This window comes from Duganella sp. Root1480D1 (assembly GCF_001427305.1).
Taxonomy (GTDB): domain Bacteria; phylum Pseudomonadota; class Gammaproteobacteria; order Burkholderiales; family Burkholderiaceae_D; genus Rugamonas.
Map to the genome: position 1 here is coordinate 34,980 of NZ_LMFZ01000049.1, position 25,287 is coordinate 60,266.

Annotated in this window: 28 protein-coding genes; 10 read left to right on the top strand and 18 right to left on the bottom strand. The window is 63.3% G+C overall.

What is annotated here, in order from left to right; genetic code table 11:
* Positions 1 to 5: 5 nt before the first annotated feature.
* Positions 6 to 443, top strand: coding sequence for a nuclear transport factor 2 family protein (locus tag ASD58_RS28115; protein ID WP_057265454.1), 438 nt, complete (start codon positions 6 to 8; stop codon positions 441 to 443).
* Here ASD58_RS28115 and ASD58_RS28120 read toward each other — a convergent pair.
* Positions 415 to 882: a MarR family winged helix-turn-helix transcriptional regulator gene (locus ASD58_RS28120; protein ID WP_082565774.1), complete on the bottom strand. Its 468-nt coding sequence runs from the start codon at positions 880 to 882 to the stop codon at positions 415 to 417. The genes ASD58_RS28115 and ASD58_RS28120 overlap by 29 nt on opposite strands.
* A gap of 147 nt (positions 883 to 1,029) precedes the next feature.
* Here ASD58_RS28120 and ASD58_RS28125 point away from each other — a divergent pair, with 147 nt between their 5' ends.
* Together ASD58_RS28125 and ASD58_RS28130 are read left to right on the top strand one after the other, a co-directional pair.
* Positions 1,030 to 1,893, top strand: a complete 864-nt coding sequence (locus tag ASD58_RS28125) for an EamA family transporter (protein ID WP_057265459.1) — start codon at positions 1,030 to 1,032, stop codon at positions 1,891 to 1,893.
* Entirely contained in the window at positions 1,893 to 2,510 is a 618-nt protein-coding gene (locus ASD58_RS28130; RefSeq protein WP_057265462.1) for a nitroreductase family protein, read from the top strand. Before ASD58_RS28125 ends, ASD58_RS28130 begins: the two co-directional genes overlap by 1 nt.
* On the opposite strand, the gene ASD58_RS28135 is transcribed toward ASD58_RS28130, so the two are convergent.
* Complete coding sequence (locus ASD58_RS28135; RefSeq protein ID WP_057265465.1) at positions 2,511 to 3,383, bottom strand: DMT family transporter; 873 nt, start codon at positions 3,381 to 3,383, stop codon at positions 2,511 to 2,513.
* Between the two features lie 90 nt (positions 3,384 to 3,473).
* Between ASD58_RS28135 and ASD58_RS28140 the strand changes: the two genes are divergently transcribed.
* Entirely contained in the window at positions 3,474 to 4,352 is an 879-nt protein-coding gene (locus ASD58_RS28140) for a LysR family transcriptional regulator (RefSeq protein ID WP_057265467.1), read from the top strand.
* Entirely contained in the window at positions 4,349 to 4,954 is a 606-nt protein-coding gene (locus ASD58_RS28145; RefSeq protein ID WP_057265469.1) for a YdeI family protein, read from the top strand. The genes ASD58_RS28140 and ASD58_RS28145 overlap by 4 nt, the downstream gene beginning before the upstream one ends.
* Here the strand turns inward: ASD58_RS28145 and ASD58_RS28150 are convergent.
* Entirely contained in the window at positions 4,921 to 5,391 is a 471-nt protein-coding gene (locus ASD58_RS28150; RefSeq protein WP_057265471.1) for a DUF2269 domain-containing protein, read from the bottom strand. The two genes, ASD58_RS28145 and ASD58_RS28150, sit on opposite strands and share 34 nt — an antisense overlap.
* Positions 5,379 to 6,677, bottom strand: coding sequence for an SDR family oxidoreductase (locus ASD58_RS28155; RefSeq protein ID WP_057265474.1), 1,299 nt, complete (start codon positions 6,675 to 6,677; stop codon positions 5,379 to 5,381). The genes ASD58_RS28150 and ASD58_RS28155 overlap by 13 nt, the downstream gene beginning before the upstream one ends.
* A gap of 48 nt (positions 6,678 to 6,725) precedes the next feature.
* On the opposite strand from ASD58_RS28155, the gene ASD58_RS28160 reads away from it, so the two are divergent.
* The gene (locus ASD58_RS28160; RefSeq protein WP_082565751.1) at positions 6,726 to 7,196 is read left to right on the top strand and encodes a hypothetical protein; all 471 of its coding nucleotides are present in this window, start codon (positions 6,726 to 6,728) and stop codon (positions 7,194 to 7,196) included.
* Here ASD58_RS28160 and ASD58_RS28165 read toward each other — a convergent pair.
* Positions 7,193 to 10,309, bottom strand: coding sequence for a response regulator (locus ASD58_RS28165; protein WP_057265476.1), 3,117 nt, complete (start codon positions 10,307 to 10,309; stop codon positions 7,193 to 7,195). The two genes, ASD58_RS28160 and ASD58_RS28165, sit on opposite strands and share 4 nt — an antisense overlap.
* Before the next feature lie 126 nt (positions 10,310 to 10,435).
* Between ASD58_RS28165 and ASD58_RS28170 the strand changes: the two genes are divergently transcribed.
* Both ASD58_RS28170 and ASD58_RS28175 read left to right on the top strand, forming a co-directional pair.
* A complete protein-coding gene (locus ASD58_RS28170; protein WP_057265477.1) occupies positions 10,436 to 10,645 on the top strand; it encodes a DUF2892 domain-containing protein in 210 nt (69 codons plus the stop codon).
* Positions 10,646 to 11,164 (top strand): RNA polymerase sigma factor, encoded by a 519-nt coding sequence (locus tag ASD58_RS28175; protein WP_057265479.1) that lies wholly within the window; start codon positions 10,646 to 10,648, stop codon positions 11,162 to 11,164. It begins immediately after the preceding gene.
* On the opposite strand, the gene ASD58_RS28180 is transcribed toward ASD58_RS28175, so the two are convergent.
* From ASD58_RS28180 to ASD58_RS28235, 13 genes are all read right to left on the bottom strand, one after another.
* Entirely contained in the window at positions 11,161 to 11,700 is a 540-nt protein-coding gene (locus tag ASD58_RS28180) for a FixH family protein (protein ID WP_057265481.1), read from the bottom strand. The two genes, ASD58_RS28175 and ASD58_RS28180, sit on opposite strands and share 4 nt — an antisense overlap.
* 10 nt (positions 11,701 to 11,710) lie before the next feature.
* Positions 11,711 to 13,078 carry a cytochrome c oxidase accessory protein CcoG gene (ccoG, locus tag ASD58_RS28185; protein WP_057265483.1) on the bottom strand — a complete coding sequence of 456 codons (1,368 nt, stop codon included), beginning with the start codon at positions 13,076 to 13,078 and terminating at the stop codon, positions 11,711 to 11,713.
* A 15-nt stretch (positions 13,079 to 13,093) separates the two neighbouring features.
* Positions 13,094 to 14,026: a cytochrome-c oxidase, cbb3-type subunit III gene (gene ccoP, locus ASD58_RS28190; RefSeq protein WP_057265485.1), complete on the bottom strand. Its 933-nt coding sequence runs from the start codon at positions 14,024 to 14,026 to the stop codon at positions 13,094 to 13,096.
* Positions 14,019 to 14,165, bottom strand: a complete 147-nt coding sequence (locus ASD58_RS30935; protein ID WP_082565752.1) for a cytochrome C oxidase Cbb3 — start codon at positions 14,163 to 14,165, stop codon at positions 14,019 to 14,021. Before ASD58_RS30935 ends, ccoP begins: the two co-directional genes overlap by 8 nt.
* A 1-nt stretch (position 14,166) precedes the next feature.
* Entirely contained in the window at positions 14,167 to 14,781 is a 615-nt protein-coding gene (gene ccoO / locus ASD58_RS28195; RefSeq protein WP_057265487.1) for a cytochrome-c oxidase, cbb3-type subunit II, read from the bottom strand.
* Positions 14,782 to 14,802: 21 nt separating this feature from the next.
* Entirely contained in the window at positions 14,803 to 16,227 is a 1,425-nt protein-coding gene (ccoN, locus tag ASD58_RS28200; RefSeq protein WP_057265489.1) for a cytochrome-c oxidase, cbb3-type subunit I, read from the bottom strand.
* Between the two features lie 78 nt (positions 16,228 to 16,305).
* Positions 16,306 to 16,452: a cbb3-type cytochrome oxidase assembly protein CcoS gene (gene ccoS, locus ASD58_RS28205; protein ID WP_055939276.1), complete on the bottom strand. Its 147-nt coding sequence runs from the start codon at positions 16,450 to 16,452 to the stop codon at positions 16,306 to 16,308.
* 15 nt (positions 16,453 to 16,467) lie between these two features.
* Positions 16,468 to 18,939 carry a heavy metal translocating P-type ATPase gene (locus tag ASD58_RS28210; RefSeq protein WP_229210134.1) on the bottom strand — a complete coding sequence of 824 codons (2,472 nt, stop codon included), beginning with the start codon at positions 18,937 to 18,939 and terminating at the stop codon, positions 16,468 to 16,470.
* A complete protein-coding gene (locus ASD58_RS28215; RefSeq protein ID WP_057265491.1) occupies positions 18,903 to 19,688 on the bottom strand; it encodes a sulfite exporter TauE/SafE family protein in 786 nt (261 codons plus the stop codon). The genes ASD58_RS28210 and ASD58_RS28215 overlap by 37 nt, the downstream gene beginning before the upstream one ends.
* Positions 19,689 to 19,695: 7 nt before the next feature.
* Complete coding sequence (gene hemN, locus ASD58_RS28220; protein ID WP_057265493.1) at positions 19,696 to 21,126, bottom strand: oxygen-independent coproporphyrinogen III oxidase; 1,431 nt, start codon at positions 21,124 to 21,126, stop codon at positions 19,696 to 19,698.
* A 17-nt stretch (positions 21,127 to 21,143) separates the two neighbouring features.
* The gene (locus tag ASD58_RS28225) at positions 21,144 to 22,796 is read right to left on the bottom strand and encodes a PAS domain-containing methyl-accepting chemotaxis protein (RefSeq protein ID WP_057265495.1); all 1,653 of its coding nucleotides are present in this window, start codon (positions 22,794 to 22,796) and stop codon (positions 21,144 to 21,146) included.
* A 110-nt stretch (positions 22,797 to 22,906) separates the two neighbouring features.
* Positions 22,907 to 23,314: an inner membrane protein YiaA gene (gene yiaA / locus ASD58_RS28230; protein WP_057265498.1), complete on the bottom strand. Its 408-nt coding sequence runs from the start codon at positions 23,312 to 23,314 to the stop codon at positions 22,907 to 22,909.
* 44 nt (positions 23,315 to 23,358) lie between these two features.
* Positions 23,359 to 24,288: a DUF808 domain-containing protein gene (locus ASD58_RS28235; RefSeq protein WP_057265500.1), complete on the bottom strand. Its 930-nt coding sequence runs from the start codon at positions 24,286 to 24,288 to the stop codon at positions 23,359 to 23,361.
* A gap of 108 nt (positions 24,289 to 24,396) precedes the next feature.
* Between ASD58_RS28235 and ASD58_RS28240 the strand changes: the two genes are divergently transcribed.
* Together ASD58_RS28240 and ASD58_RS28245 are read left to right on the top strand one after the other, a co-directional pair.
* Positions 24,397 to 25,038: a LysE family transporter gene (locus tag ASD58_RS28240; RefSeq protein ID WP_057265502.1), complete on the top strand. Its 642-nt coding sequence runs from the start codon at positions 24,397 to 24,399 to the stop codon at positions 25,036 to 25,038.
* On the top strand, positions 25,035 to 25,226 hold the full coding sequence (locus ASD58_RS28245) for a DUF1653 domain-containing protein (RefSeq protein ID WP_057265504.1): 192 nt from the start codon (positions 25,035 to 25,037) through the stop codon (positions 25,224 to 25,226). Before ASD58_RS28240 ends, ASD58_RS28245 begins: the two co-directional genes overlap by 4 nt.
* Positions 25,227 to 25,287: the final 61 nt, after the last annotated feature.

Below are 25,287 nucleotides of genomic sequence, written 5' to 3' on the forward strand. Positions count from 1 at the left end.
AGCCCATGCAGCTTCAACCGGCCGTTGCGGAATCGCTCGAACGCTGGCACAAGATGGTCGCCAGCGGCGATTTGTCCACCCTGCCCTCCATCGTCGACGCGGATGCGGTGTTCCGCTCGCCGATTGCAAACAAGCCTTATGCCAGCCGGCAGGCGGTGGTGCTGGTGTTGAACACCGCTTACCAGGTGTTCGAGAACTTCGCCTACCACCGCCAGTTGGCGACCGGCGATGGCTTGAACGTGGTGCTGGAATTCAGCGCCAATGTCGGCGACAAGCAGCTCAAGGGCATCGACTTTATCCGCTTCAATGAGGCGGGCAAGATTGTCGACTTCGAAGTGATGGTGCGCCCGCTGAGCGGCCTGCAGGCGCTGGGTGAGGCGATGGGCGCGCGGATCGGCGCCCAGGTCGGCGCCTTCAAGGCTGCTTCCCAGGCTCCTGCCTAGCCTCCAGCATCGCCAGCAGTTTGCGCAGTTGGGCATCCAGCTCGGCTGCGCCCCCGGCCCCCAGCGGGGCGATGATGTTCTTCTCATTTTCCACGTGCGCCTGCACGGCGCGTTCGATCAGCTCCAGCCCTGCGGGACTGAGCTGCACCAGCATGCTGCGCGCATCGGCCGGATTTGGCGCGCGCGTTACCCAGCCCTGGGCTTCCAGCCTTTGCAAGCGGTGGGTCATTGTTCCTGACGTCACCATCAACTGGGAAAACAGGGCCGTGGGCGCCAGCTGGTGAGGCGCGCCCGAGCGCCGCAACGTCGCCAGTACGTCGAATTCCCAGTTACTGAGTCCAAATTGCTCGAACGTCGCATCGAGACGCCGCCGCATCAGCGCCGCGCAGCGGTTCAGGCGGCCGATCACGCCCATCGGTCCCACGTCCAGGGCGGGCATCTCGCGTGCCCATTGCTCCAGGATTAAATCCACTTTATCCACAGCCGTCTCCAGGTTAGCTATCGGGACGATTATAACAATTTATCTCGATTTCAAGATAATTTGCTATACTGCGATTTATCTCGACTTCAAGATAATTTTGCAGCCATGAAAAAATTCCCCCTGGCCGATACCGCGATCACCGCGCTGGCCCCCGTCATCTGGGGTTCGACTTATATTGTCGCCACTGAAATCCTGCCCGCCGGGCGCCCGTTCACTGCCGCCGCTGTGCGCGCCCTGCCGGCTGGACTGCTGCTGGTGCTGTTCGCCGGCCGCATGCTGGCCCGTCATCTCTGGTGGCGCGTTGCCGTGCTCGCCGCGCTCAATATTGGCGCGTTCCAGGCCTTGCTGTTTGTTGCCGCTTATCGCTTGCCGGGCGGCCTGGCTGCCGTGCTGGGCGCCATCCAGCCGATCGTGATCATGGGCCTGGCCTGGGGCTGGGATGGCCGCCGTCCGCAATGGGCTGCTCTCGGTGCCGCGGCGGTGGGCGTGGCCGGCATGGCCGCCCTGCTGCTGTCGCCAACCGCCCGCTGGGATGCGCTCGGCGTCGCCGCCGCCCTGGCTGGTGCCCTGAGCATGGCGGTCGGCACCTGGCTGGCACGCCGCTGGAAGACCGGCTTGCCGGTGGCAGAACTGGCCGGCTGGCAGTTGCTGCTCGGCGGCCTGATGCTCGCACCGCTGGCGCTGCTGGCCGATCCACCGCTGCCAGACTCGCTGGCCACCAGCGAAATCCTCGGCTATGCCTACCTGACCTTCGTTGGCGCCCTGGTGGCTTACCTGCTGTGGTTCCGCGGCCTGAGCCGCCTGTCGCCGGTCGCAGTTTCTTCGCTTGGCCTGCTGAGCCCCGCCACTGCGGTAGTACTGGGCTGGATCCTGCTTGGCCAAAAGCTCGGTGGCAGCGCAATGATCGGCCTGACCGTGGTGCTGGGCAGCGTACTGACACTTCAATTCAAACTGCAGGAGCCCAAATAATGAACAAGGCAATCAAAGACCTGATCGAATCCCGCGTGTCGGCCAACTATTTCGACCCGGCTGCGCCGGTCAGCGACGAGCAGGTAGCGGAGCTGGCGCGCCTGGCCACGCTGGCGCCCTCCGCCTACAACGTCCAGAACTGGCAATTCGTCGCAGTACGCTCGAAAGAGGCGCGTGAAAAATTGCGCGACCTGTCCTTCGGCCAGCAGAAAGTTGTCGACGCGCCAGTGACCTTCATCATCAGCGGCACGCTGAAGGCGCAGGACCAGATAGCCTCCGCGCTTAAACCGGCTGTGGATAAAGGCATACTTATCCAGCCCGTTGTCGATAGCTGGACCCGCATGGCACAGGGCTCGATGAACGGCGACGAGCGCGCCCAGCGCGACGAAGCCCTGCGCTCCGCCTCGCTGGCGGCGATGACCATGATCTTCGCCGCCGAAGGCATGGGCCTTTCAAGCTGCGCCATGACCGGTTTCGATGCGGAAGCCGTGCACGCCGCATTCGGGCTGGGAGCGGACGAAGTGCCGGTGATGCTGGTCGCCGTCGGCCGCGCCGCCCAGGGCAACTGGCCGCAAAAGCCACGCCGCCCGCTGGACCACGTGCTGCGCTACGCCTGATTACCGATTCGTGATGGTCACGCCGGTGGCTACCAGCAGGCCGCCGGCAATCATCGAAGTCATCACCTGCTCGCCCAGCATCAGCGCGGCGAGCGATACCCCAAATACCGGCACCAGGTTGTTGAACACCGCCGTGCGTGCCGGGCCCAGGGCTTTCACACCCTCATACCACCACACGAACGCCACCACAGTGCCGAAGGCGCCAAGGTAGGTGACGGACGCCCACACCTGCCAGCCCAGCGACGACCAGGCCACATTCGGCAGTTCACGCGAGGCCGTAATCAGCAGGAAGCCCAGGCCCCACAGCGAGGCGTAGGTGGTGGCCGCAATCGGCGACAGGCCTTTCAGGGCAGCGCGGCCCACCAGGGTGTAGGCAGCCCAGCAAGAAGCGGCGCCCAGCATCATCAGTTCGCCGATGCCGATCGACTGGCTGATGTCATGCAGCGCTGCCATCGGCTCGCCGCGTGTGATCAGCACGGTGGCGCCGACGAAGGCGATGCCGATGCCCGCCCATTTCTGCCAGTTCAGGCGCTCGCGCAGCACGGCGGCGGCCGCCAGCGCCGTCACGATTGGGTTCATCGCGATGAACAGCGCCGAGCGGCTGGCTTCCATTTTCCCCAGCGCGGAAAAGAAGAAGAAGTTGTACAGGAAAATACCGGTCAACCCCAGCGCCGCCGTGGCGCCTAATTGCTGCAATGAGAGTTTCGGCAAGCCGCCTTCGCGCTTCCAGGCCAGCACCAGCAGCAGCGCCGCCGCGATCGAGAAGCGGATGGAGGCTGCCGTCAGCGGCGGCAATGCATTCGAGACAATATGGCCGGCGATGAAGGTGCCGCCCCAGATCAGGGTGCAGGCGATCAGTTTCAGGTAGATCATGGCAGTGGGCCTTGCGTGTCAGTGAAGGAAGTTATACATTAATGCTAATCCTTACTCATAGAGAAATGAGGAAAAGCTCATGAGGAACTTATGACATTCACACAGTTGGAGATCTTCGCCCTGGTGGCTGAATTGCGCGGCTTCACCGCCGCCGCCATGCGCCTGGGCGTAAGCCAGTCCGCCATCTCCCATGCCATCAAGTCGCTGGAACAGGAATTGGGCGTACAGCTCATCGAGCGCCAGGGCGCCACAGCCGACGTGACGGAGCTGGGCCAGCGCCTGCTGGTGCGCGCCCGCGAAATTCTCGGCCTGGCGGAATCGATGCGGCAGGAAGTCTCGGCGGCCAGCGGTCTGAATAAAGGCTTGCTGCGCATCGGCTCCTTCGGCCCTACTTCCTCGCTCAAGCTGATTCCCGCCATCCTCGACGTGTTCCAGAAGCGCTACCCGGGCATTGAAGTACGTATCGACGAGGGCACCGACGACGATACGCTGCAATGGATCCTCGATCGGCGCGTCGACATCGGCTTTATCCAGCAGCCCGACGACCGCTTCGACACGGTCGACCTGGTGGAAGACCAGATGGTGGCGTTGCTGCCGGCCGGCCATCATCTGGCCGCCAGGAAGTCGGTCAGCGCGCATGACCTGGCGAATGAGCCGTTCATCATGCCGGATGCGGGCTGTTCGAGCCTGATCGAACCTCTTTTCTCCGCGCAAGGCCTGTGCCCGCAGGTGCGCTACCGCATGTCGCAGGTGCTGACGGTGCTGGGCATGGTGGGGCGCGGCGATGGCGTATCCGGCATGGCGGAGCTGGCGCTGCCGGTCGATCTCGCGTCCAGCCATCCGAATATCGCAGTGCGGCCGTTCTCGCCGCCAGTGCGGCGCCGCGTCGGGCTGGCATTGCGTAACCTGGCGCAGGCGTCGCCGGCCGCCAAGGCATTTGTCGAAGTCGCACGAAAGGTCAGGCTATGAGCGTTAAAGCGGAACTGGAACAGCGCCTGTTCGCCACCGGCAAGGCATGGTGGACGTGGCTGCAGAAGCAGCACGCCGCCTCGCCCGGGGTGTGGATGAAGATCGCCAAGAAAGGTGCGCCCGAATCGTCGGTACAGTATCCCGAGGCACTGGATGCGGCGTTGTGCTTTGGCTGGATCGACGGGCAGAAGAAAAGCATCGACGAACAATACTGGCTGCAAAAGTTCACGCCACGCGCGAAGCGCAGCATCTGGTCCAAGGTCAACCGGGAAAAGGTGGCTGCGCTGGTCGAGAAGGGACTGATGCAGCCTGCCGGGCTGGCGGAAGTCGAACGTGCCAAGCAGGATGGACGCTGGGACGCGGCCTACGATTCCTGGAGCGCGGCGGAAGTACCGCCCGACCTGCGGGCCGCGCTGGATGCCAGCGCCAAGGCCTCGGCCAAGTTCGCAGCACTCAGCTCGCAAAACCGCTATGCGATCCTGTTCCGCACCCACCAGGCCAAGCGCGCGGAGACGCGGGCCAAGCGCATCGGCGAATTCGTCGCCATGCTGGAGCGAGGCGAGGCGATTCATCCCCAGGCCGGCTTCACGACCATCAAGTAGAACACGCCGATGAAGGCGAAGAATGCCGGAATCCCAAGCACGACCCAGGCCCGGAAGTAGCGCCAGAACTGGTCCGGCAACGCAGCCGCCTGCTGCATCGCTGCAGCAGCAATGTCGCGCATCTTCATCTGCAGCCATACCACGGGCAGCCAGCATAGCAAGGCAATCACGAATAGCACGATGGACCATTTGATCCATGGCGTATTCAGTGGGAAGCCGGCGAGGTGGATCAGGTAAAAACCCGTCGCCGGCTGGACGAGCATGGTGACGCCGGTGAACAGCCAGTCGGCAATGACCAGGATGCGGGTGACGACCGCGATCGCCTGCACATTCTTGCTGATTACCGCGAACAGCAGGTACCACGCAGAGCCGATGCCTGTGCCGAACAACAGGGTTGAAGAGAGGATATGCAGCCATTTGACGATCAGGTATTCCATGGGGGCTTCTCCAGTTCGTAGAGCATCCACAGCGCCGCCAGCATGGGCAGGTTCTTGCTGATTGGGCCGTAGGGGTGGAGCAGGAATTCGGGCAAGCGCCAGGCGATGACGACGCTATAGAAGGCAATCAATGCGATCTGCGCAAGCCACAACCAACGGCGGCTGCGGCGGGGCCAGGCCAGCGATGCGATGCCGAAAGCCAGGTCGAGTGCGGATGCGCCATACAGCATCAGCGGCGCCAGGATTTGCGGCACGCCGGTGCGGGTCAGTAAGCTGTAACTGTCCGCGACCGGGTATAGGCCAGCGGAGACGATGGCGGTCCATATCCACACGACGGCAATGCTCAGGCGCAGCAAGGGGACTAACCAGTCGAGTTGTGCCTGGATGCGCGCCGCGCCGGGCTGCGCGATAAAGTTGCGCACCGCGCGTAGTGGGCGGCCGAGTAAGCTGGCTAGGGGTGCAGCGTCGTCGGTGTTCCCCCGAGCAAGCATGTCCAGCGCATCGCGGTCGAGAGGGCTACCCGGAAGCATCCCGCCGATAGCCGCGAGCCCACGCGCCATCCAGTCCGGCAGCCGCAGCACGGGCAACCGCCAGCGCCCAAGGCCCATCGCCAACCGCAGTCCGCGCAGGTAGTCCACAAATGGCATGGCATCCGGCCCCACCAGCGCAAGCCGCGAAACTCCGCCACGATGCGCCGCCACGCCCTGCTCGACGAGTGCAAGGATCGCGGCCGTTACGTCGTCAATATGGACCGGCTGCACCATTTGCTGTGCGCTGCCCAATTGCACCGCCAGTGGCATGGTTGCCAGCATGCGGAACATCCGCGCACTGGCGCCGTCCGCGCCGTACACCAGTGATGGCTGGACAATGCATCCGGCCAGCGGCAAGGCGGCCAACGCATCATCAGCCGCCTTCTTGCTCGCGTGAAAAGCCGACCGCGCACCAGCATCCGCTCCGAGCGCAGACACCTGCACCACATAGCGGACCCCGGCCTCTGCGCAAGCAGCAAACAAAGCACGCGGCGCCGCGTCATGCACAGCCGCAAACGACGCATCGCCGCCGGCGCGAAAAATCCCGACCGCATTCACCACAACATCCACGCCCTTGAGGCGCGCCACCCACACGGCTTTTTCGGTATCGTGGGCAAAGTCGGCAGGAACAAAGCCCAAGCGGGGATTGCTGCCGGGATGCCGCCCGGCAGCAATCACTTGATGACCGCGCGCCAGCAGGGCCGCAGCAACGTGCGACCCGATAAACCCTGTAGCACCGGTCAGCAGCACCAGCATCGGCTTCTCCTCCCGCCATCCGACATTACACGAAAAGGGAAAATCGCCATGGACACTTGGAGCAGAGCGCTTAAACAAAGCGTATTGCCCGGCGCGCTAGCCAGCCTTGCTTCGATGCTGGTGCTGGCGGCCTGCGGCAAACGCGAGACCGGCAGCATGTTCGCGGGGGTGAATGCCGTCAGCCACTGGCTCTGGGGTGACAAGGCCACGCGCGCCGACCGCCCTTCGCTCAAGCACACGCTGGTGGGTTACCTGATCCACCACGGCGCTTCGATGTTCTGGGCTGCGCTATTTGAGAAATCCTGCTGCAGGACGCTCGACAAGAAGGACGCCGCCGCCACCGCCACGGTTGCGGCGGCGGCCAGCGCAGTCGCCTGCTTCACCGATTACCAACTGACACCGCCGCGGCTGCGGCCAGGCTTCGAAGAACGCCTGTCGCGGCCTTCACTGCTGATGGTTTACGCTGCTTTCGGCGTCGGCCTGGCCGCTGGCGCCTACCTGAACCGGCACGAGAGCTAGCGGTCCTCCTGCTCCAGCCAGCGGCGCCCGTGTGCCAGGACCTGTTCCAGTTCGTAGCGCACGGCAGCCAGCATGCCGGGCAGCTTGTCCGGATTGCCGACCCGTATCGCCGACTCGGCATCCAGTGTCGCCTTCACCAGCCGCTTTGCACCCAACACGCCGACTGCGCCGCGCAAGCCATGCAGGATGCGCGCGGCCTCGCCGGGCCGGCCCGCGCGCACTGCGGCATCGGCATCGTCCATCGGCTGCAGCCCGCCTTCCAGTGCACCGCGCACCATCTTGAACATTACCGCACGGCCCTTCTGGTCCTTGCCCATCACACGCATCAAGCTGTCCATGCTGAACACCTGTTCGGCTGGCGCTGGCTCCAAAGCCGGCTGCGAAGCGTCGTTCGCGGCAGGCGCTTGGCCCGAGTGGCGGCGCAAATTGCGCTCGATAACTGCCATCATCTCTTCGATCACCACCGGCTTGGCGATAAAGTCCGTGATGCCGGCCTCGGTACAGCGGTGGCGCTCGGAGGCGAGCACGCCTGCAGTCATGGCTATCACCGGCAGGTCCAGGCTCAATTCATCGCGGATCATGCGCGTGGCGCTGAAGCCATCGAGCACCGGCATCTGCATATCCATCAAGACGATGTCATAGCGGCTGGCGCTGGCTCGCAGGGCGTCTACAGCCTGCTGGCCATCACCCACGACGTCGAGCGTGGCCCCGGCAAGTTCCAGGATGCCGCGCGCGACGGCCTGGTTCAGCAGGTTGTCTTCCACCAGCAGGAAATGCACGCCGTGCAGGCGATTGCCAAGTGTGGAAGCGGATGCCGAGCTGTCTTCGCCGCCGCTGGTCGCTGCCAGCGCCTGGTGCATGGCGTCGAACAGGCTCGATGCAGTGATTGGCTTGACCAGCACCACGTCCGCTTCCTGCGTACTGGCGATGTCGTCGACCTGGGCGCGAGCGAAGGCATTGATGGTCACCACGATGGGCTGGCGATGGCCTTCGGCGGCGAGCCGTATCTCGCGTGCCGAGGCATAACCGTCCGAGCCCGGCATATGCCAGTCGGTCAACACCACGTCGTAAGGATGCGGGCCGGCCAGTCGTTCGCGGAAGCGCTGCAGTGCCGCTTCGCCCGAGTCGACTTCGTCCGCATCCCAGCCCCAGGCGCGCAGCAGTCCGGCGATCATATTGCGGCTGGTGCTGTTGTCGTCGGCCACCAGCACGTTCAGCGGGCCGATGGACGGCAGGCGCCGTGCCTCGCTGCGCTCCGGCAGCACGCCGAACCACAGCTCGAAGGAGAAGGTGCTGCCGTTGCCCGGCACCGTCTGGAGCTGTACTTGCCCTCCCATCAGCTCCACCAGGCGGCGCGTGATGGCCAGGCCAAGGCCAGTGCCGCCAAAGCGGCGGGTGATGCTCTCGTCGCCCTGCGAGAAGGCGTTGAACAATTGCGTGGTTTGCTGCTCGGTCATGCCGATGCCGGTATCGCGCACCTCAAAGCACAGCAGCACACGGTCCGCCACCCGCACGGCCGTGCACACGGAGACCACCACTTCACCCTGCTCGGTGAACTTGATCGCATTACTGGCCAGGTTGGTCAGAATCTGTTGCAAGCGCAACGCGTCGCCATGCAGCAGGGTGGGCACGTCGGGCGCCACCACGATCGCCAGTTCCAGTTCCTTGTCGCCGGCATTCATGGTCATGGTGGTGGCCAGGGTCGCCATTGCCTCGTCCAGGTCGAAATCGATTGGCGCCAGCTCCATGCGGCGCGCTTCGATCTTGGAAAAGTCCAGCACGTCGTTCAGGATGCCCAGCAAAGACTGGCCCGAAGTGCGGATCATGGTGAGGTACTTGCGCTGCTGCGCGCTGAGCGTGGTATTCCCCAGCAAATACACCATGCCCAGCACCGCGTTCATCGGCGTGCGGATCTCATGGCTCATATTGGCCACGAAATCGCTCTTGGCCCGGTTGGCCGCTTCAGCGCGATCGCGTTCCTGCTCCAGTTCTGCCGCCCGCAGGTCGGCCTCCGCCATCAGGGACAGCGAGTGGGTTTCGGCCGCCTGCCGTTCCTGCATCAGGCTATTGAAGGCATCCGTCAGTTCGCCGATTTCATCTTTGCGCGTCACGGGGATCGGGGTGAACTCGCCCGGTTTCGCGCGCAAATCCTGGATCGCGTTCCGCAGTCTGGCCACAGGCGCCAGCAGGTAGAGCGTGATCCAGCCGATCAGGAGCGCGGAGATGACCGATGCGGCCACACCCCAGGCCAGCAGGTGTAGCTGAACGCCTTCAAAAGGCTCGAACGCCTCATGCACCGGCAAAATGGAAGCAAGCAGCCAGTCGGTGGACTTCAGTCGCCGGTAGCTGCTCACGCCCGGCACCCCGGTGGCGCTGGTACTGAGCACCGTGCCTTCGAAGCCCTGCCGCATGGCGCGCGTGGTGGCAGGATTGGAGTTAGTCGCGCGCGGCTGCAGGATGCGGCTGGCGTCGGGATGCACCACATAGATCGACGGTTCGTTGAGCGTCACGGCAAAGTAATAGCCGGTCTTGCCGACCTTGGCGGTGCGCAGGTGGCCCAGCATATTGTCCTTGTACAGCCGCAGCACGCCGGCCAGCACGCCGACCACCTTGCCATGGTCGTCCATGATCGGCGCCACCATCTGCACGATCGGCTGGCCGCTGACGCGACTCTTGATCGGGCCCGCTATCAGGGGCTTGCGGGTATCGAGCACCTTCTTGAAGTATTCGCGGTCCGCCACAGAGACTTTTTCCCTGCCGGCGATACGCGGTACGTCGGCCACCACATTGCCGGCGGCGTCGATCACGATAACGTCGTCGAACATCGACAGCATCGCGCGCTCCTCGTACCAGTTGCGCAGGGCGGCGGCGTCGTTCATCAAGGCGGGCGGCTGCTTGCGCGCCGACTGGGCGATCACGTCCAGCAGGGCGGTCAGCTTGTCGTCCAGGTCTTCGGCCGTGCGGGTGATCAGGGCGTCCTGCTGCGCAAACAGTACCTTGGTGAAGTCCTCGCGCAGGCGTTGCGCCTGCAAGACGGTCACCACGGCGATCATCACGATGGACGTGATGCTGGTGGCAAGGGCGACCTTCACATTGATCCCGAGAGGCTTCATTGACGTCCTTTGGGCGAGGGGGCTGCTGGTTAGTGTAATTTATTTTTGTAACCGCGAATCCAAATGCCGCATCGACTCCTCTTAGCAGGTGAGGAATTCCCCTCCAATTACGAAAAGGAGTGCAATATGTTCTATGTTAAAAATGTACCAACCTGGGAGCGCGCCTTGCGCGTGATCGTCGGCCTGGCCGTGGTGGCGTGGAGCGTGTTGGCCCTGGGCGGACTGTGGGGCACGGTACTGGCGCTTTCGGCTGCGGGCATCGTCCTGTCCGGGCTTTTCGGCTTCTGCCCTGCCTGCGCCATGGTGGGCCGCAAACTGAATAAGGCGAGACGGTAAATGGCACTTCTTGAACAGCACCAGCCGGTGCTGCGGGCAGCCCACAGCGGCGACCATCAGGCGCTGGCCAAGCTGCTGGCCGTATGCCAGCCGGATATCCGCCGCTATGCCCAGCGCAATTGCCTGATCAGCGACGTGGACGATGCGGTACAGGAGGTGCTGCTGGTGATGTCGCGCCGCCTGTCGTCGCTGAAAGTGCTGGCGGCGTTTTCCGGGTGGCTGTTCAAAGTGGTGCAGCGCGAATGCCGCCGGTTGGGCCGGCGCGCCCTGAATTACGACCCGTATGACGAGGAGCGTGCGGAGCAATGGCTGGCGTCGCAGGATGACGCGGTCCTGCGGACAGAGTTGGTGCAGGCGCTGGAATCGCTGCCGCGCGATTACCTGCAGATCGTACTGCTGCGCGATTTCGAGGAGTTGAGCATTGCGGAGATCGCGCAGGAGCTGGGGCTGACGACGGCGGCTGCCAAGAGCCGCCTGCATCGGGCGCGTGCGCTGGCGCGGGAATACCTGGTCGGCTAGCGCGCCGCACCGGGCGTGCCGGCGTCCGCGCGGATCGCGACTTCGCGCTCGGCCGGCCACTGCCACGCGCCTTCCAGGCGCCAGTCGCGCTGCTTGCCTTCGACCAGCACTTGCCAGCGCGAGCGTTCCAGCATCGGCAAGGTCACGCTGAAGTTGCCTGCCGCGTCCGGCCGGGCCATCAGCACCATATCGCGATTCGGCTGGGTGGCGTGCTGCAGGCGCACCGACAGTGTTTCATCCACCAGCGGTTTGGCGCTGCCGACGTGGCCGTGCAGCAGTCCCTCCGCAGCGTCGTACCGAAAGTCAATCGACAGGCCCAGGGCCGCAGCGGCGCGGTCGCGGCGCAAGTCCTGGTTGATCGCCTTGCCTTGCTTGTAGTAGTCGCCTACCACCAGCGCATCCTGGCTGGTGAAAGCGACGTAGCTGGTGGCGATGCCTGCCACGGCCACGACGGCGGGGCCGAGCATCAGGAGCCACGGCCAACGGTGGGTGTACCAGGGGGCAGCATCGGCAGGGGCGGCAACGGTAGCATTCATTTCTCACTCCTCAGCGTGGCACGATAAATACCGCTTTTTCCTTGACGGCCAGCGATGGATCGTCCAGCGCCGTCAGTTCAATCGCAATCTTGTTGGAACCGGTAGTACCCTGGCCGTGATCGACACGCAGGCGGATCGGTACAGCGCGGGTTTCGGTCGGACCCACCTCCACAGTATCCGGCACCGCAACTTGCAGCGTATCGATGCCGCTGGCACGGATGCGGTAGGTATGGCCTTGTTCGCCGGTGTTCATGATTTGCAGGCGATACACGTTTTCGATCATGCCGTTCTCCACTTCACGGCCCATCGAGCCGCGGTCGCGGATCACGTCCATCTTCAGCGGCGTGCGCAGGGCCAGGGTGGCGAACACGGCGACGATGAACAGCAGCAGGCCGCCGGTGTACAACAGCACGCGCGGACGCATCACGCGCTTGCGGATCTCTTTCGCGCTCAGGCCCAGCTGCATGGCGCGGTCGGTGCTGTAGCGGATCAAGCCGCGCGGCTGTTCGATCTTGTCCATCACGATATCGCAGGCGTCGATGCAGGCCGCGCAGCCAATGCACTCGTATTGCAAGCCTTTGCGGATATCGATGCCGGTCGGGCAAACCTGCACGCACAATGAGCAGTCGATGCAGGAGCCTTCCGATTTCGGGCCGCGTGGTTCGCCGCGCTTCTCATCGTAGGTGATGATCAGGGTGTCGCGGTCGAACATCGCGCTCTGGAAGCGGGCGTAGGGGCACATGTATTTGCACACCTGCTCGCGCAGCCAGCCGGCATTGCCGTAGGTGGCAAGGCTGTAGAACAGCACCCAGAACGTTTCCCATGGGCCGAAGTTGAAGGTCTGCGCCGCTTCGGCAAGGTTGTGCAGTGGCGAGAAATAGCTGACGAAGGTAAAGCCGGTCCACAGCGAAAGCGTCAGCCATGCCAGGTGCTTGCCGCCCTTGCGCCAGGCCTTATTGAACGACATCGGTTCTTTCGCCAGGCGCATCTGCGCGCTGCGCGAACCTTCGAATTTACGCTCGATCCACAGGAACATCTCCGTGTAGACCGTTTGCGGGCAAGAGAAGCCGCACCACACGCGGCCGGCGACCGCCGTGACCAGGAACAGGCCCCAGGCACAGGCGATCAGCATTGCCGCCAGGTAGATGAAGTCCTGCGGCCACAAGACCAGGCCGAAGATGTAGAACTTGCGCGACACCAGGTCGAACAGGATAGCTTGGCGGCCGTTCCATTGCAGCCAGGGCGCTCCGTAGAAGACCAGTTGCGTCAGGATCAGGCAGATCCAGCGCAGATTGGTGTAATGGCCTTTCACCTCGCGCGGGAAAATATCCTCGCGCTTGGCGTACATCTTGATGACTTGTGGTGCGGGGGCATTCATAAGACAACCTTGCTGCTATTTCATTGCTGTGACTGGAGGGTTGGACAGGCCCCATACGTAGGCGGCCAGCACGTGCACCTTGCTTTCGCCGAGGAAGTCCTCGAATGCAGGCATGGTGTTGTTGCGGCCCTTGCGGATGGTTTCCATGATGGTTTCGGAACTGCCGCCGTAGAGCCAGACCTTGTCGCTCAGGTTAGGCGCGCCCAGCATCGGGTTGCCTTTGCCGCCGGCGCCGTGGCAGGCCATGCAGGCGCTGAACTTCGACTTGCCCATCACGGACTTGATCGGGTCGTGCGTGCTGTCCGACAGGCTCAGGACGTACTGCGCGACGTTCTCGATATCCTTCTCCGAGCCAACTGCCGCTCCCATCGGAGGCATCACGCCATGACGGCCTTTCATGATCGTCAGCTTGATGGTGTCGGGATCGCCGCCGTGCAGCCAGTCCTTGTCAGTCAGGTTCGGGAAGCCCTTGTTGCCGCGCGCATCGGAACCGTGGCACTGTGCGCAGTAGGTCAGGAACAGGCGTTCGCCGATGGCGTGCGCCTGCGGATCTGCCGCAACGGCCTTCAGGTCCTGGCCCTTGTACTTGTCGAACAGCGGGCCGTAGTCCTTCTCGGCCTTGGCCAGTTCTTCCTTGTGCTCCTTGGCGGAAGTCCAGCCCAGCGAGCCCTGGTAGCTGCCCAGGCCCGGATACAGCCACAGGTAGCCGATGGCGAAGGCGATGGTCAGGTAGAACAGCCACATCCACCAGCGCGGCATGGGGGTATTCAGCTCGGTCAGGTCTTCATCCCAGATATGGCCGGTGGTGCCGACTTTGCCGTCCACCGACTTCAGGGCCGAACCTTTAACGGACGACTGGGACCACAGCAGCACGCCGCAGCCGACGATGCCGATGACGGTCAGTACGACGACGTACAGGTTCCAGAATTCGCTGGTGAAATCAGCCATGGTCCTTCTCCTCGTCCGCGAAAGGCAGCTTGGCCGCTTCTTCCCAGTTACCGCGTTGGGCCCACCATACGATCGCGAGGAAGGTGAGGAAGGAAATCACCGTCATCACATTGCTCGCGTTGCCAAAAAAGTTTTCCATTTCAGTTCCTCGTCTTGATCAGGGTGCCCAGGCCTTGCAGGTAAGCCACCAGTGCATCCTCTTCCGTCTTGTTGGCCAGTTCGGCCGGTGCGGCGGCGATTTCTTCTTCCGTGTACGGGTCGCCCATGCGTTTCAGTGCGCGCATCTTCGGCACCACGTCTTCCGGCTTCAGCTTGGTCTGGGCCAGCCACGGGTAGTTGGGCATGTTCGATTCCGGCACCACGTCGCGCGGATTGTTCAGGTGGGTGCGGTGCCATTCGTCGCTGTAGCGGCCTCCAACGCGCGCCAGGTCCGGGCCGGTGCGCTTGGAGCCCCACTGGAACGGACGGTCATACACAAACTCGCCCGCCACCGAGTAGTGGCCGTAACGTTCGGTCTCGGCGCGGAACGGGCGGATCATCTGCGAGTGGCAGGTGTAGCAGCCTTCACGCACGTAGATGTCGCGGCCAGTCAGGCGCAGCGCGGAATAAGGCTTCAGGCCCGCCACCGGCTCCGTGGTCGACTTCTGGAAAAACAGCGGGATGATTTCCACCGCGCCGCCCACCGACACCACCAGCGTGACCAGTGCGATCAGCAGCCAGGGGTTCTTCTCAATCCATTCATGGGAAAATTTCATCTTCTGCTCCGATATGCTGCATTAGGCCGCGAGGCTCATTTCAGGGATGCGCGCACGCGTCGTTTCGCGGCCCTTCAAGGTCATCCAGGTGTTGTAGGCCATGATGCACATGCCGGCCAGGTACAGCACGCCACCCAGGAAGCGCACCACGTAGTACGGGTAGGTTGCCTTCACGCCTTCCACGAAGGTGTAGGTCAGGGTGCCGTCCGGATTCACTGCGCGCCACATCAGGCCTTGCATCACGCCGGCAATCCACATTGCGGCGATATACAGGACGATGCCGATGGTGGCGACCCAGAAGTGCAGGTCGATCAGCTTGGTGCTGTACATCCTGGTCTGTCCGGCCATGCGTGGGATCAGGTAGTAGATCGAACCCATGGTGATGAAGCCCACCCAGCCCAGCGCGCCGCCGTGAACGTGGGCGATGCCCCAGTCGGTGTAGTGCGACAGTGCGTTCACCGTCTTGATCGACATCATCGGACCCTCGAAGGTGGCCATGCCGTAGAAGGACAGGGAAACGATCATCAGCTTCAGGATCGGGTCGGTGCGCAGCTTGTGCCATGCGCCGGAGAGGGTCATCATGCCGTTGATCATGCCGCCCCAGCTTGGCGCCAGCAGGATCAGGGAGAACACCATGCCCAGCGATTGCGCCCAGTCAGGCAGCGCGGTGTAGTGCAGGTGGTGCGGGCCGGCCCACATATAGGTGAAGATCAGCGCCCAGAAGTGCACGATCGACAGCTTGTAGGAATACACAGGGCGCTCGGCCTGTTTGGGGATGAAGTAGTACACCATGCCCAGGTAGCCTGCGGTCAGGATGAAGCCCACCGCATTGTGGCCGTACCACCACTGGATCATCGCGTCCTGCACACCGGTGTACATCGAGTAGGACTTGAACAGCGAAGCCGGCATGCTCATGCCGTTCACCACGTGCAGGATGGTCACTGCCAGGATGTAGCCGCCGAAGAACCAGTTGGCGACGTAGATGTGCTTGACCTTGCGCTTGATGATGGTGCCGAAGAACACCGTCGCGTAGGCGATCCACACCACGGCGATCAGGATCGAGATCGGCCATTCCAGTTCAGCGTATTCCTTGCCGCGGGTGAGCCCCATTGGCAGGGTGACCACGGCGGCCAGGATCACGGCCTGCCAGCCCCAGAACGTAAAGGCTGCCAGCTTGTCGGAGAATAAACGGACCTGGCAGGTGCGCTGGACCACGTAGTACGAAGTGGCGAACAGGCCGCTGATGCCGAAGGCGAAGATCACTGCATTGGTGTGCAGGGGACGCAGGCGGCCGTAGGTCAGCCAGGGAATGTCCAGGTTCAGGGCGGGCCAGGCAAGTTGGGCGGCGATGATGACGCCGACCAGCATGCCCACAACGCCCCACAATATGGTGGCGATCGCGAATTGCTTCACGACCTTGTAGTTGTAGTCCAGTGATTGATCCACTTTGAATTCTCCAGGCAGACACTTTGATGAGATATGTCAAAGGTTACCGAGGAGCACTTCAAAAAAACATGACGTGGATCAAATCCGGTCGTTGTCCTGTAAAACTCGGATTGCAGGACCTACAAGATCGTCGAATTGGCCGTCGTCCGAGGCCTTGAAAAACAGCCACAGCGCGCCAAAAACCAGGCCGACGCTGAGGGGTATGAGCAGGTAAAGCGATTCCATTTCTCAGTTTCCTTATCAATTCCTGCGCAGCCGAAGCGCATTCAGAACGACGATGGCGGAACTGGCCGCCATGCCAACGCCGGACAGCCAGGGGTTCAAAACACCGAAGGCTGCTGCCGGAATGGCAACGATGTTGTACAGCGTGGCCCAGGCCAGGTTCTGGCGGATCACGCGCATGGTTTTGTCTGCACTGCGGGCGGTGTCCGTCAGCAGCGGCAGGCGCGCGTCGAGCAGCACGCAGTCGGCGTGCACTTGTGCCAACGTTGCACCGCTGCCCATTGCGAAAGAGACATCGGCGGCGCTCAGCACGGCGGCGTCGTTGATGCCGTCGCCGACCATCGCCACCACGCCGCCGCGCGCTTGCAGGGCCTGCACATAGGCCAGTTTTTCGTCGGGCAGGCAGTCGCCGATGGCTTCCTTGATGCCCAACTGCGCTGCCACGTTTTCAGCCAGCGCTTGCTGGTCGCCACTCAGCAGCACTACCTCCTTGCCGAGCCGTTGGAAGAATTCAACCGTCCGCCGCGCATCCGGCCGCAGCGCATCGGAGATCAGGAAGCGGCCCAGCCAACGGCCATGCATCCCCAGCCAGACCGTCGTCATCGGCGCCCCTTCCGCCACAGCCCGGCCCAACGGCGGCACTGGGCTACCTGCAATGCCGGCCACGTAGGCTGCGGTGCCAAGGCGGTAGCGCACGCCGTTGACCATGCCTTCCATGCCCTGCCCTGCCAGCTCCTGCAGGCAGGTGGCGCCAGCCGCGCCGGCGCCATGCGCGTCGGCGGCATTGCTGATGGCCCGCGCAATCGGGTGAGCGCTGCCGGCTTCCAGCGCCGCCGCCACGCGCAAGATGCCGATGATCCTCGCACCGTCGACCGCATCGACACTCTGCACGGTCGGCCGGCCTTCGGTCAGCGTACCGGTCTTGTCGAACACGATATGGGTAGCGCGATGCAGGGTCTCCAGGACATGCGGCTGGACGACCAGCGCCCCTTTGCCGAGCAGGCAGTCAGTTGCCGCGGCCAGTGCCGACGGCGTTGCCAGCGACAAGGCGCATGGGCAGGACACCACCAGCACCGCTATCGCCACCGGCCACGCGCGCGCTGCATCGTGCCAGGTCCAGAACCCAAAGCTGGCCGCAGCAAACAGCAGCAGCGCGGCGACAAACCAGGAGGCAGCACGATCCGCCCACTGCGCAATCTGCGGCTTGGCGCTGCCGGCACGTTCGATCAGCTTGAGCAAGCCGGCAAGCGTGCTTTCGCGGGCTGGCTTCTCGACACGCAGCACGACCGGGCTGCCGGCGTTCACGGCGCCACCGGGGATTGTGTCGCCGACAGCCTTGCGCTGCGGGGCACTCTCGCCGGTCAGCAGCGAGAGATCGACAGCCGTGCTGCCTTCCACCACGACGCAATCGGCCGCCACGCCTTCGCCGCCTTTGACGACGATATGGTCGCCGGCCACCAGCGCGCTGGCTGGCACGGGGGCTGCATCGCGCAGGTCCGGCCACGCGGCCAGGCGCTGTGCCATCTCCGGCACGCCATGGCGCAGGCGCGACAAGGCGCTGGCTGCCTTGCGGCGCGCTACCATTTCCAGGTAGCGGCTGGCCAGCAGCAGGAAAATGAACATGGTGACGGAGTCGTAATACACCTCGCCATGACCACGGAAGGTCGATACCGCGCTACCGATGAAGGCCGCCAGGATGCCCAGCGCCACTGGCACATCCATGCCGAGCACGCGCGCCTTCAGGCTGGCCCAGGCGCCTTTCAGGAATGGTTGGGCGGAATAGGCAATGGCGGGCAGCGTCAGGAGCAGGCTGGCCCAGCGCATCAGGCTTGCCATGCTGGCATCCAGCGTTCCGTCGTCGCCAGCCATGTATTCGGGAGCCACGTACATCATCACCTGCATCATCGACAGGCCGGCTACGAAAAGCTGGCGGCCCAGCGTGCGGCTAGCTTTCTGCAACTGCGCATCGTGACGGGTGGCGTCGTAAGGCCAGGCGTTGTAGCCGATGCTGCGCACCGCTTCCAGCAGCGCCGCAGCCGTGGTCTTGTCCTTGTGCCAGCGGATGAACAGCTTCTCGGTGGCGACGTTCAGGTTGGCCTGTTGTACGCCTTCGACCTGGCGCAGCCGGTGCTCGATCAGCCACACGCAGGCGGCGCATCGGATGCCTTCCACCAGCAAGGTGGTTTCGCGGGCATCGCCATCGTTGACGATGTTCGGATCGTCTTCCGGCAGGGCCAGGGCGGCCGGCACCAGTGTCGATGTGCCTGCCGGCGCCGCGAGCCCGTTTCGCTCGCGGTAATAACTCGCCTGGCCGATATCGACGATGGTTTGCGCGACAGCCGCGCAGCCAGGACAGCACATTGCACGTTCCACGCCTTCAATGTTCACATGCCAGTTGGCGCTTGCGGCTACCGGCTGGCCGCAATGGAAGCAGGCCGCAATCTCATTCATCATCATGGCTGCACCGTCAGGCAAAGTACGTCGAACCATGCATGCTGGCCGCCGCTGGCAGCGCGGGCTAATCCCAGCACGCCGAAGCCCAACACCAGCAGGCCGCAGGCAACGCGCACCGAGCGCTGTTGCAGGTACCTGCGCAATTTGGCGCCGGCCATGCCCATCGCCAGCAGCATAGGCAGCGTGCCAAGGCCGAAGGCGCCCATGACCAGTGCGCCATCCAGGGCGGAGCTGGAGAGCATGGCGGTCAGCAGCATGCTGTAGACCATGCCGCAAGGCACCCAGCCCCACAGGCCGCCCAGGGCCAGCGCCTTCAGCGGCGTATCCATTGGCAGCAGCGGTTTGACCAAAGGCTGTACGCGGCGCCACAGGATGCCGCCCGCCGCCTCCAGGCGGGCCAGGCCGCGCCAGGCATCCATCAGGTAAAGGCCCATGGCAACCAGCATTAGGTTGGCCATCCAGTAGGCCGCCAACTGTGCCGATGCCATTTGCGCCAGGCCGGCGATGCTGCCAGCGATGCCGCCGGCGATCGCGCCAGCCAGCATGTAGCTGCCGATACGGCCGGTGTTATAGGCCAGCACGTGGACAACTTCGGCCGCGTTTGCGCCGGCCCATGCCATGGTGGCAGTACCACCCGCGCCCACGCGCGCGATCGGGATCACGCGCGTGCGCGCCGGCGCGGCGGACGGACCGCCAACGCTGAACGCGCTGACGATGCCGCCGCACATGCCGGCGCAATGCACACTGCCGGCCAGGCCGGCAATCAGGATGGGCAGCAGGTTCATGGACTCCTCAAATGGTGCGCGAGAAGCGCAGCGTATGCACCTGCCCCGGCGCCGTCCCTGCCGCGCGGTCGGCAGCCAGGTGGCGGTCGAACACCATGCAGATATTGCGGATCAGCAGGCGGCCCTTCGGCGTGACGGAGATCCAGTCATCCTCGATCGCCAGCAAGCCATCGCGCTCGAACTCGCGCAGCTTTTCCAGTTCCTTGGCGAAGTACTGCTTGAAGCGGATCGGGTAGCCCAGTTCCAGCGCCGAGATCGACAGCTCGAAATTGCACATCAGGTTCTGGATCACCATGCGGCGCAGCAGGTCGTCGTTGTCCATGGCATAGCCGCGTGCGATCGGCAGTCGGCCTTCATCCAGTCGCGCATAGTATTCGTCCAGCGTTTTCTCATTCTGGCTGTAGGTGCCGTTCACCGAGCTGATGGCCGACACGCCCAGCGCCACCAGGTCAGTCTCGGCGTGGGTCGAGTAGCCCTGGAAGTTGCGGTGCAGGCGGCCCTGGCGCTGTGCCACGGCCAGGTCGTCATTCGGCTTGGCGAAATGGTCCATGCCGATGTAGACATAACCAGCCTTGGTCAGTCGCTCGATGCACAGGGCCAGCATGTCCAGCTTCACGGCCGGCGTTGGCAGCTCGTCTTCCGCGATGCGGCGCTGCGGCTTGAACAGGTGCGGCATGTGCGCGTAGTTGTACAGCGCGATGCGGTCGGGATTGGCCTCGATCACCTTGTCCATGGTGGCCTGCATGGTGGTCATGCTTTGCTTCGGCAAGCCGTAGATCAGGTCCACGCTGATGGAGCGGAAGCCGGCGTCGCGCGCCGCCTGGATCACCGCCAGGGTTTCCTCGGCAGGCTGGATGCGGTTGACGGCCTTCTGCACCTCGGGATCGAAGTCCTGCACGCCCATGCTGACGCGGTTGAAGCCTTGCTTGCGCAGCGTATGGATACGCTCCGCATCGACGGTGCGCGGATCGATCTCGATCGAGTACTCGCCCTCTTCGTCCGGTGCGAACTCGAAGTGCTTGCGCATGTGCGCCAGCAGCTCGCCCATTTGCTCATCGCTCAGGTAGGTCGGGGTGCCGCCGCCGAAGTGCAGCTGCTCCACGCGGTTCATGCCGGCGAACAGCTTGCCCTGCATATCGATTTCCTGCTTCAGGTAGCCGAGATAGGTTACTGCCTTGCTGCGGTCCTTGGTCACCACCTTGTTGCAGGCGCAGTAGTAGCAGACCACGTTGCAGAACGGGATATGGACGTACAGCGACAGCGGTGCACGCGCGCCGCGCATGCGCAGGTTGGCTTGCGCCTCGATGAAGCTGGAGTAGCCGAAGTCCGGCTTGAAGCGGTCGGCCGTCGGATACGAGGTGTAGCGCGGGCCGGAAGTGCTCAAGCGGTTGATCAGCTCTGCGTCAAACTGTACGGTTGGTTCTGCGATGTTGTTCATGATTTTCTCGTTCGGTATCAGGCTGCCAGGCGTTTAGGGGCCTGGCGGGTTTGCTGCGCGCCGCGTGCCGAATTGACAGCCGCCAGGCGCGCGTGGCGGGTGCGTTCAAATTTGAACAGGCTGAAAGCGTCGCGCAGGTGGCCGGCCTCGTCGGCCAGGCTGACTGCCGCAGCGGCGGCTTCTTCGACCAGGCCGGCGTTCTGCTGCGTGACCAGGTCCATGTGGTTGACGGCCTGGTTGACCTGGTCCACGCCAATGCTCTGTTCGCGGGATGCGGTGGAAATCTCGTGCATGATGGTGGTGACCTGCTTGACCGAGTTCACCACCTGGTCCATGGTGGCGCCGGCGCGTTGGGCCCGCTCCATGCCGGTGCTGACTTTCTCCACCGAGACTTCGATCAGTTGCTTGATGTCCTTGGCGGCAGCGGAGGAACGCTGCGCCAGGTTGCGCACCTCGCTTGCCACCACGGCGAAACCACGGCCCTGTTCCCCGGCACGCGCCGCTTCGACAGCGGCATTCAGCGCCAGGATGTTGGTCTGGAAGGCGATGCCTTCGATCAGGCCGATGATGTCGACCACGCGCCTGGAGGAGGAATTGATTTCGTCCATCGTCGCGATCACTTCGGACACGATCTCGCCACCCTGCACCGCCACGTCGGAAGCGCTGAGCGCCAGGTCGTTCGCTTCCATCGAGTTCTCGGCATTGGCCTTCACGGTCGACGAGAATTCTTCGATGCTCGACGCGGTTTTTTCCAGGCTGGCGGCCTGCGATTCGGTACGGCCTGCCAGGTCGGCATTGCCGGCGGCGATCTGCTTGGTCGCCACCGCCATCGCATCGATATTGAAACGCACGTCGCGGATGGTGGCGATCAGGTTGTTATTCATTTGCTGCAGGGCGCGCAGCAACTGGCCCATTTCGTCGGTGCTGTCGGTATCGAAGGAGCCGGTCAGGTCGCCGGCGGCGATCAGGCGCGCGCCGTCCAGGGCGCGGCCCAGCGGCTGCAGCATGCTGGTGCGCAGCGTGTACCAGAGGAACACGTTGATCAGGAAGCCGAAGGCGGTGGCGCCGAAGATGCCCCAGCGCGTCACATCGCTGGTGCCGTCCGCAAACAGCGCCGCAACGCAGACCGCGATCTGCAGCACATTGACCACGCTGGTGGCCAGCCAGATACGCATCGCCAGCGACACGTGGCTCAGGCGCGCCATCACGTTCGACAGGCCCAGGCGCACGATCTGGCCGTTCTTGATGCGGATATTGGCGGCGCCGGCAGCGATCTTGCGGTAAGCCTCGGTCGCGGCAGCAACCTGGCCGCGCTCGGCCTTGGTGCGCACCGACATATAGCCGGTGGTGCGGCCATTTTCCTTGATCGGGGTGATATTCGCCTTGACCCAGTAGAAATCGCCATTCTTGCAGCGGTTTTTCACCAGGCCGGTCCAGGGGATGCCGGCGCGGATGGTTTGCCACAGGTCGGCAAACGCTTCCGGCGGCATGTCGGGGTGGCGGATGATATTTTGCGGTTGGCCAACCAGCTCCGCAGCGGAGAAGCCGCTGATGTGCTCGAAGTAAGGATTGACGTAGACGATATTGCCTTCCAGGTCCGTCTTGGAGACGATGGCCTGGTCTTCGTCCAGTTCTACTTCCTGCTTGGTTACCGGTAAATTCTTACGCATCGCGCGCTCCCTGTTGACTTTCTTGCCATAACGCAAGATCACAGGGATAAGTCTAGGGACTTAGGCGCGCTTTTTTAATGATGTAGATCAAATCTGGCAGGGTTGGCCTGTCAGGCCACTTCCGCCTGGATTGCCGAACTGTCACGAACATTCTTTTGCACCGCCACGGCGGCGAACAGGCTCAGCGAGAAAGCCATGCCATAAAAGCCTTTTTCGCTGAGTGCCAGGTTGGCATTCCACAGGCCGACGCCCAGCAGCAGGATGGCGGAAGCGGTCGAAATCCAGCACAGGCCGAAGTACATATTCGACACCCGGATGCCTTCCACCTTGTCGCGCACCGACTTTTGCAGCGACACGGCCGCGAACAGGCCGTACAGCAGCAGGGTCAGGTAATAGCCTTTCTCGTTCAGCGCCATCTGGGCATTCCACAGGCCGGCGAGGAAGGCGCCGGCGCCCAGCAGCAGGGCGGTCCAGGAGGCGCCGACAAAGGCGCCGGAAGGTCGGTGATGGGTCGACATAAGGTCTCCTTGTTAAAAATGACAGTGTGCGGCCAGGCCGGCGCTTAGCGCTTGAGCGCGCTCAACAGTTTGCTGCCGATGGTGACGACGGCCAGCACGATGGCACCGGCAAGCACGCCGCCGATTGTGTCCAGCACGGACGGGGTCACGGCAGCCAGCAGGGGGCCAACGCCGCCCACCGAAGCGGCAGCTTCGGCCGCGTGGTGGATCACCTCATGTGCGCCCGGGATGCCATGGGTCAGGATGCCACCGCCGACCATGAACATGGCTACGGTACCGGCCACCGACAGGAATTTCATCAGCTTGGGCGCGGCATTCAGCAGGAAACGGCCCGAGGCCTGCACGCCGGCGCCGGCACGCTTGCTCAGGTAAAGGCCGGCGTCGTCCATCTTCACGATGGCGCCTACCAGGCCATACACGCCGATGGTCATCACAATGGCGATACCGACCAGCACGGTCAACTGCTGCAGGAAGGTAGCGGTCGCCACGGTGCCCAGGGCAATCACGATAATCTCGGCCGACAGGATGAAGTCGGTGCGCACGGCGCCCTTGACCTTTTCCTTTTCCATTGCCACCAGGTCAACACTCTGGTTCGCGTCGACCAGCTCCTTGTGGTGCTGTTCGTCTTCCGCGTCCGAATGCAGGAACTTGTGGGCAATCTTTTCGAAACCTTCGAAGCACAGGTAGGCGCCGCCCAGCATCAACAGGGGCGTAATCGCCCAAGGAGCGAAATAGCTGATCGCCAGCGCGGCAGGCACCAGGATCGCCTTGTTGATCATCGAACCTTTCGCGACTGCCCAAACAACAGGCAGTTCACGGTCGGCTTGCACGCCCGCGACCTGCTGCGCGTTCAGCGCCAGGTCGTCGCCCAGCACACCCGCGGTCTTCTTGGCCGCCACTTTGCTCATGGCAGCCACATCGTCCAGGATGGTGGCAATATCGTCGATCAGTGCAAGCAGGCTGGAACCGGCCATGTCGTATAACTCCAAAGAAAAATTACAGGATCGACAATCTAACACGCCGCCGCTGCGAGCGGGCACCTTCAACGCTACAATGAACTCTTTATTCGTCGGTAATCGGTCATGACTTTCACCACCTGGATCACCTTTGTCATTGCTGCCTGCATCATTGCCGTGTCGCCTGGTTCGGGCGCGGTGTTGTCAATGTCGCATGGCTTGTCCTATGGCGTGAAGCGCACTTCCGCCACCATCCTCGGCCTGCAACTGGGCTTGCTGCTGGTGCTGGCGATTGCCGGCGCGGGCGTTGGCTCCCTGCTGCTGGCCTCGGAAGTCGCCTTCAGCGTGGTCAAGACGGTCGGCGCCCTGTACCTGATCTGGCTGGGCATCAGCCAGTGGCGCGCCAGGGTCGCTGCCGGCGAAGGCGTGCACGCCACGCACCAGGCGCTGCCGACATTCCGCAAGCGCGTGATGATCGGCTTCCTGACCAACGCTACCAACCCGAAGGGCATCATTTTCATGGTGGCCGTGCTGCCGCAGTTCATCAACCAGCATGCGCCGCTGCTGCCGCAACTGGCCATCCTGGCGGCGACCATGTGCGTGATCGACCTGGTGGTGATGCACAGCTACGCCTTCCTGGCGTCGTCAATGCAGCGCTTCTTCCGCGAATCTTCTGCCATCAAGGTACAAAACCGCGTCTTCGGCGGCCTTCTGATGTTTATTGGCGGCGCCCTGTTCTTCGTCAAGCGGGGAGCGGCCCAGGCATGACGACCCGGTTCCGGCATTACAAAGGTGGCCTTTACGAGCTGGTGTGCGAAGCAACGCTGGAATCCGACTTGAGCACGATGATCGTGTACAAGGCCGCCAACGGCTCCATCTGGTGCCGTCCGCGCGAGGTTTTCTTCGAAATCATCGAGGTGGATGGCAAAAAGGTGCAGCGCTTCACCCCCATTTGAAATTATTTGTAACTTGCGTCCTCGCCAAGGGGGCTCAGGCGTTATATAAAAACAAAAACGC

Excerpts from the sequence above, each read along its gene's own strand:
- ASD58_RS28115 (WP_057265454.1), top strand. The coding sequence starts at position 6 with ATGCAGCTTCAACCGGCCGTTGCGGAATCGCTCGAACGCTGGCACAAG.
- ASD58_RS28120 (WP_082565774.1), bottom strand. The coding sequence starts at position 882 with ATGCCCGCCCTGGACGTGGGACCGATGGGCGTGATCGGCCGCCTGAAC.
- ASD58_RS28125 (WP_057265459.1), top strand. The coding sequence starts at position 1,030 with ATGAAAAAATTCCCCCTGGCCGATACCGCGATCACCGCGCTGGCCCCC.
- ASD58_RS28130 (WP_057265462.1), top strand. The coding sequence starts at position 1,893 with ATGAACAAGGCAATCAAAGACCTGATCGAATCCCGCGTGTCGGCCAAC.
- ASD58_RS28135 (WP_057265465.1), bottom strand. The coding sequence starts at position 3,383 with ATGATCTACCTGAAACTGATCGCCTGCACCCTGATCTGGGGCGGCACC.
- ASD58_RS28140 (WP_057265467.1), top strand. The coding sequence starts at position 3,474 with ATGACATTCACACAGTTGGAGATCTTCGCCCTGGTGGCTGAATTGCGC.
- ASD58_RS28145 (WP_057265469.1), top strand. The coding sequence starts at position 4,349 with ATGAGCGTTAAAGCGGAACTGGAACAGCGCCTGTTCGCCACCGGCAAG.
- ASD58_RS28150 (WP_057265471.1), bottom strand. The coding sequence starts at position 5,391 with ATGGAATACCTGATCGTCAAATGGCTGCATATCCTCTCTTCAACCCTG.
- ASD58_RS28155 (WP_057265474.1), bottom strand. The coding sequence starts at position 6,677 with ATGCTGGTGCTGCTGACCGGTGCTACAGGGTTTATCGGGTCGCACGTT.
- ASD58_RS28160 (WP_082565751.1), top strand. The coding sequence starts at position 6,726 with ATGGACACTTGGAGCAGAGCGCTTAAACAAAGCGTATTGCCCGGCGCG.
- ASD58_RS28165 (WP_057265476.1), bottom strand. The coding sequence starts at position 10,309 with ATGAAGCCTCTCGGGATCAATGTGAAGGTCGCCCTTGCCACCAGCATC.
- ASD58_RS28170 (WP_057265477.1), top strand. The coding sequence starts at position 10,436 with ATGTTCTATGTTAAAAATGTACCAACCTGGGAGCGCGCCTTGCGCGTG.
- ASD58_RS28175 (WP_057265479.1), top strand. The coding sequence starts at position 10,646 with ATGGCACTTCTTGAACAGCACCAGCCGGTGCTGCGGGCAGCCCACAGC.
- ASD58_RS28180 (WP_057265481.1), bottom strand. The coding sequence starts at position 11,700 with ATGAATGCTACCGTTGCCGCCCCTGCCGATGCTGCCCCCTGGTACACC.
- ccoG (WP_057265483.1), bottom strand. The coding sequence starts at position 13,078 with ATGAATGCCCCCGCACCACAAGTCATCAAGATGTACGCCAAGCGCGAG.
- ccoP (WP_057265485.1), bottom strand. The coding sequence starts at position 14,026 with ATGGCTGATTTCACCAGCGAATTCTGGAACCTGTACGTCGTCGTACTG.
- ASD58_RS30935 (WP_082565752.1), bottom strand. The coding sequence starts at position 14,165 with ATGGAAAACTTTTTTGGCAACGCGAGCAATGTGATGACGGTGATTTCC.
- ccoO (WP_057265487.1), bottom strand. The coding sequence starts at position 14,781 with ATGAAATTTTCCCATGAATGGATTGAGAAGAACCCCTGGCTGCTGATC.
- ccoS (WP_055939276.1), bottom strand. The coding sequence starts at position 16,452 with ATGGAATCGCTTTACCTGCTCATACCCCTCAGCGTCGGCCTGGTTTTT.
- ASD58_RS28210 (WP_229210134.1), bottom strand. The coding sequence starts at position 18,939 with ATGGTTCGACGTACTTTGCCTGACGGTGCAGCCATGATGATGAATGAG.
- ASD58_RS28215 (WP_057265491.1), bottom strand. The coding sequence starts at position 19,688 with ATGAACCTGCTGCCCATCCTGATTGCCGGCCTGGCCGGCAGTGTGCAT.
- hemN (WP_057265493.1), bottom strand. The coding sequence starts at position 21,126 with ATGAACAACATCGCAGAACCAACCGTACAGTTTGACGCAGAGCTGATC.
- ASD58_RS28225 (WP_057265495.1), bottom strand. The coding sequence starts at position 22,796 with ATGCGTAAGAATTTACCGGTAACCAAGCAGGAAGTAGAACTGGACGAA.
- yiaA (WP_057265498.1), bottom strand. The coding sequence starts at position 23,314 with ATGTCGACCCATCACCGACCTTCCGGCGCCTTTGTCGGCGCCTCCTGG.
- ASD58_RS28235 (WP_057265500.1), bottom strand. The coding sequence starts at position 24,288 with ATGGCCGGTTCCAGCCTGCTTGCACTGATCGACGATATTGCCACCATC.
- ASD58_RS28240 (WP_057265502.1), top strand. The coding sequence starts at position 24,397 with ATGACTTTCACCACCTGGATCACCTTTGTCATTGCTGCCTGCATCATT.
- ASD58_RS28245 (WP_057265504.1), top strand. The coding sequence starts at position 25,035 with ATGACGACCCGGTTCCGGCATTACAAAGGTGGCCTTTACGAGCTGGTG.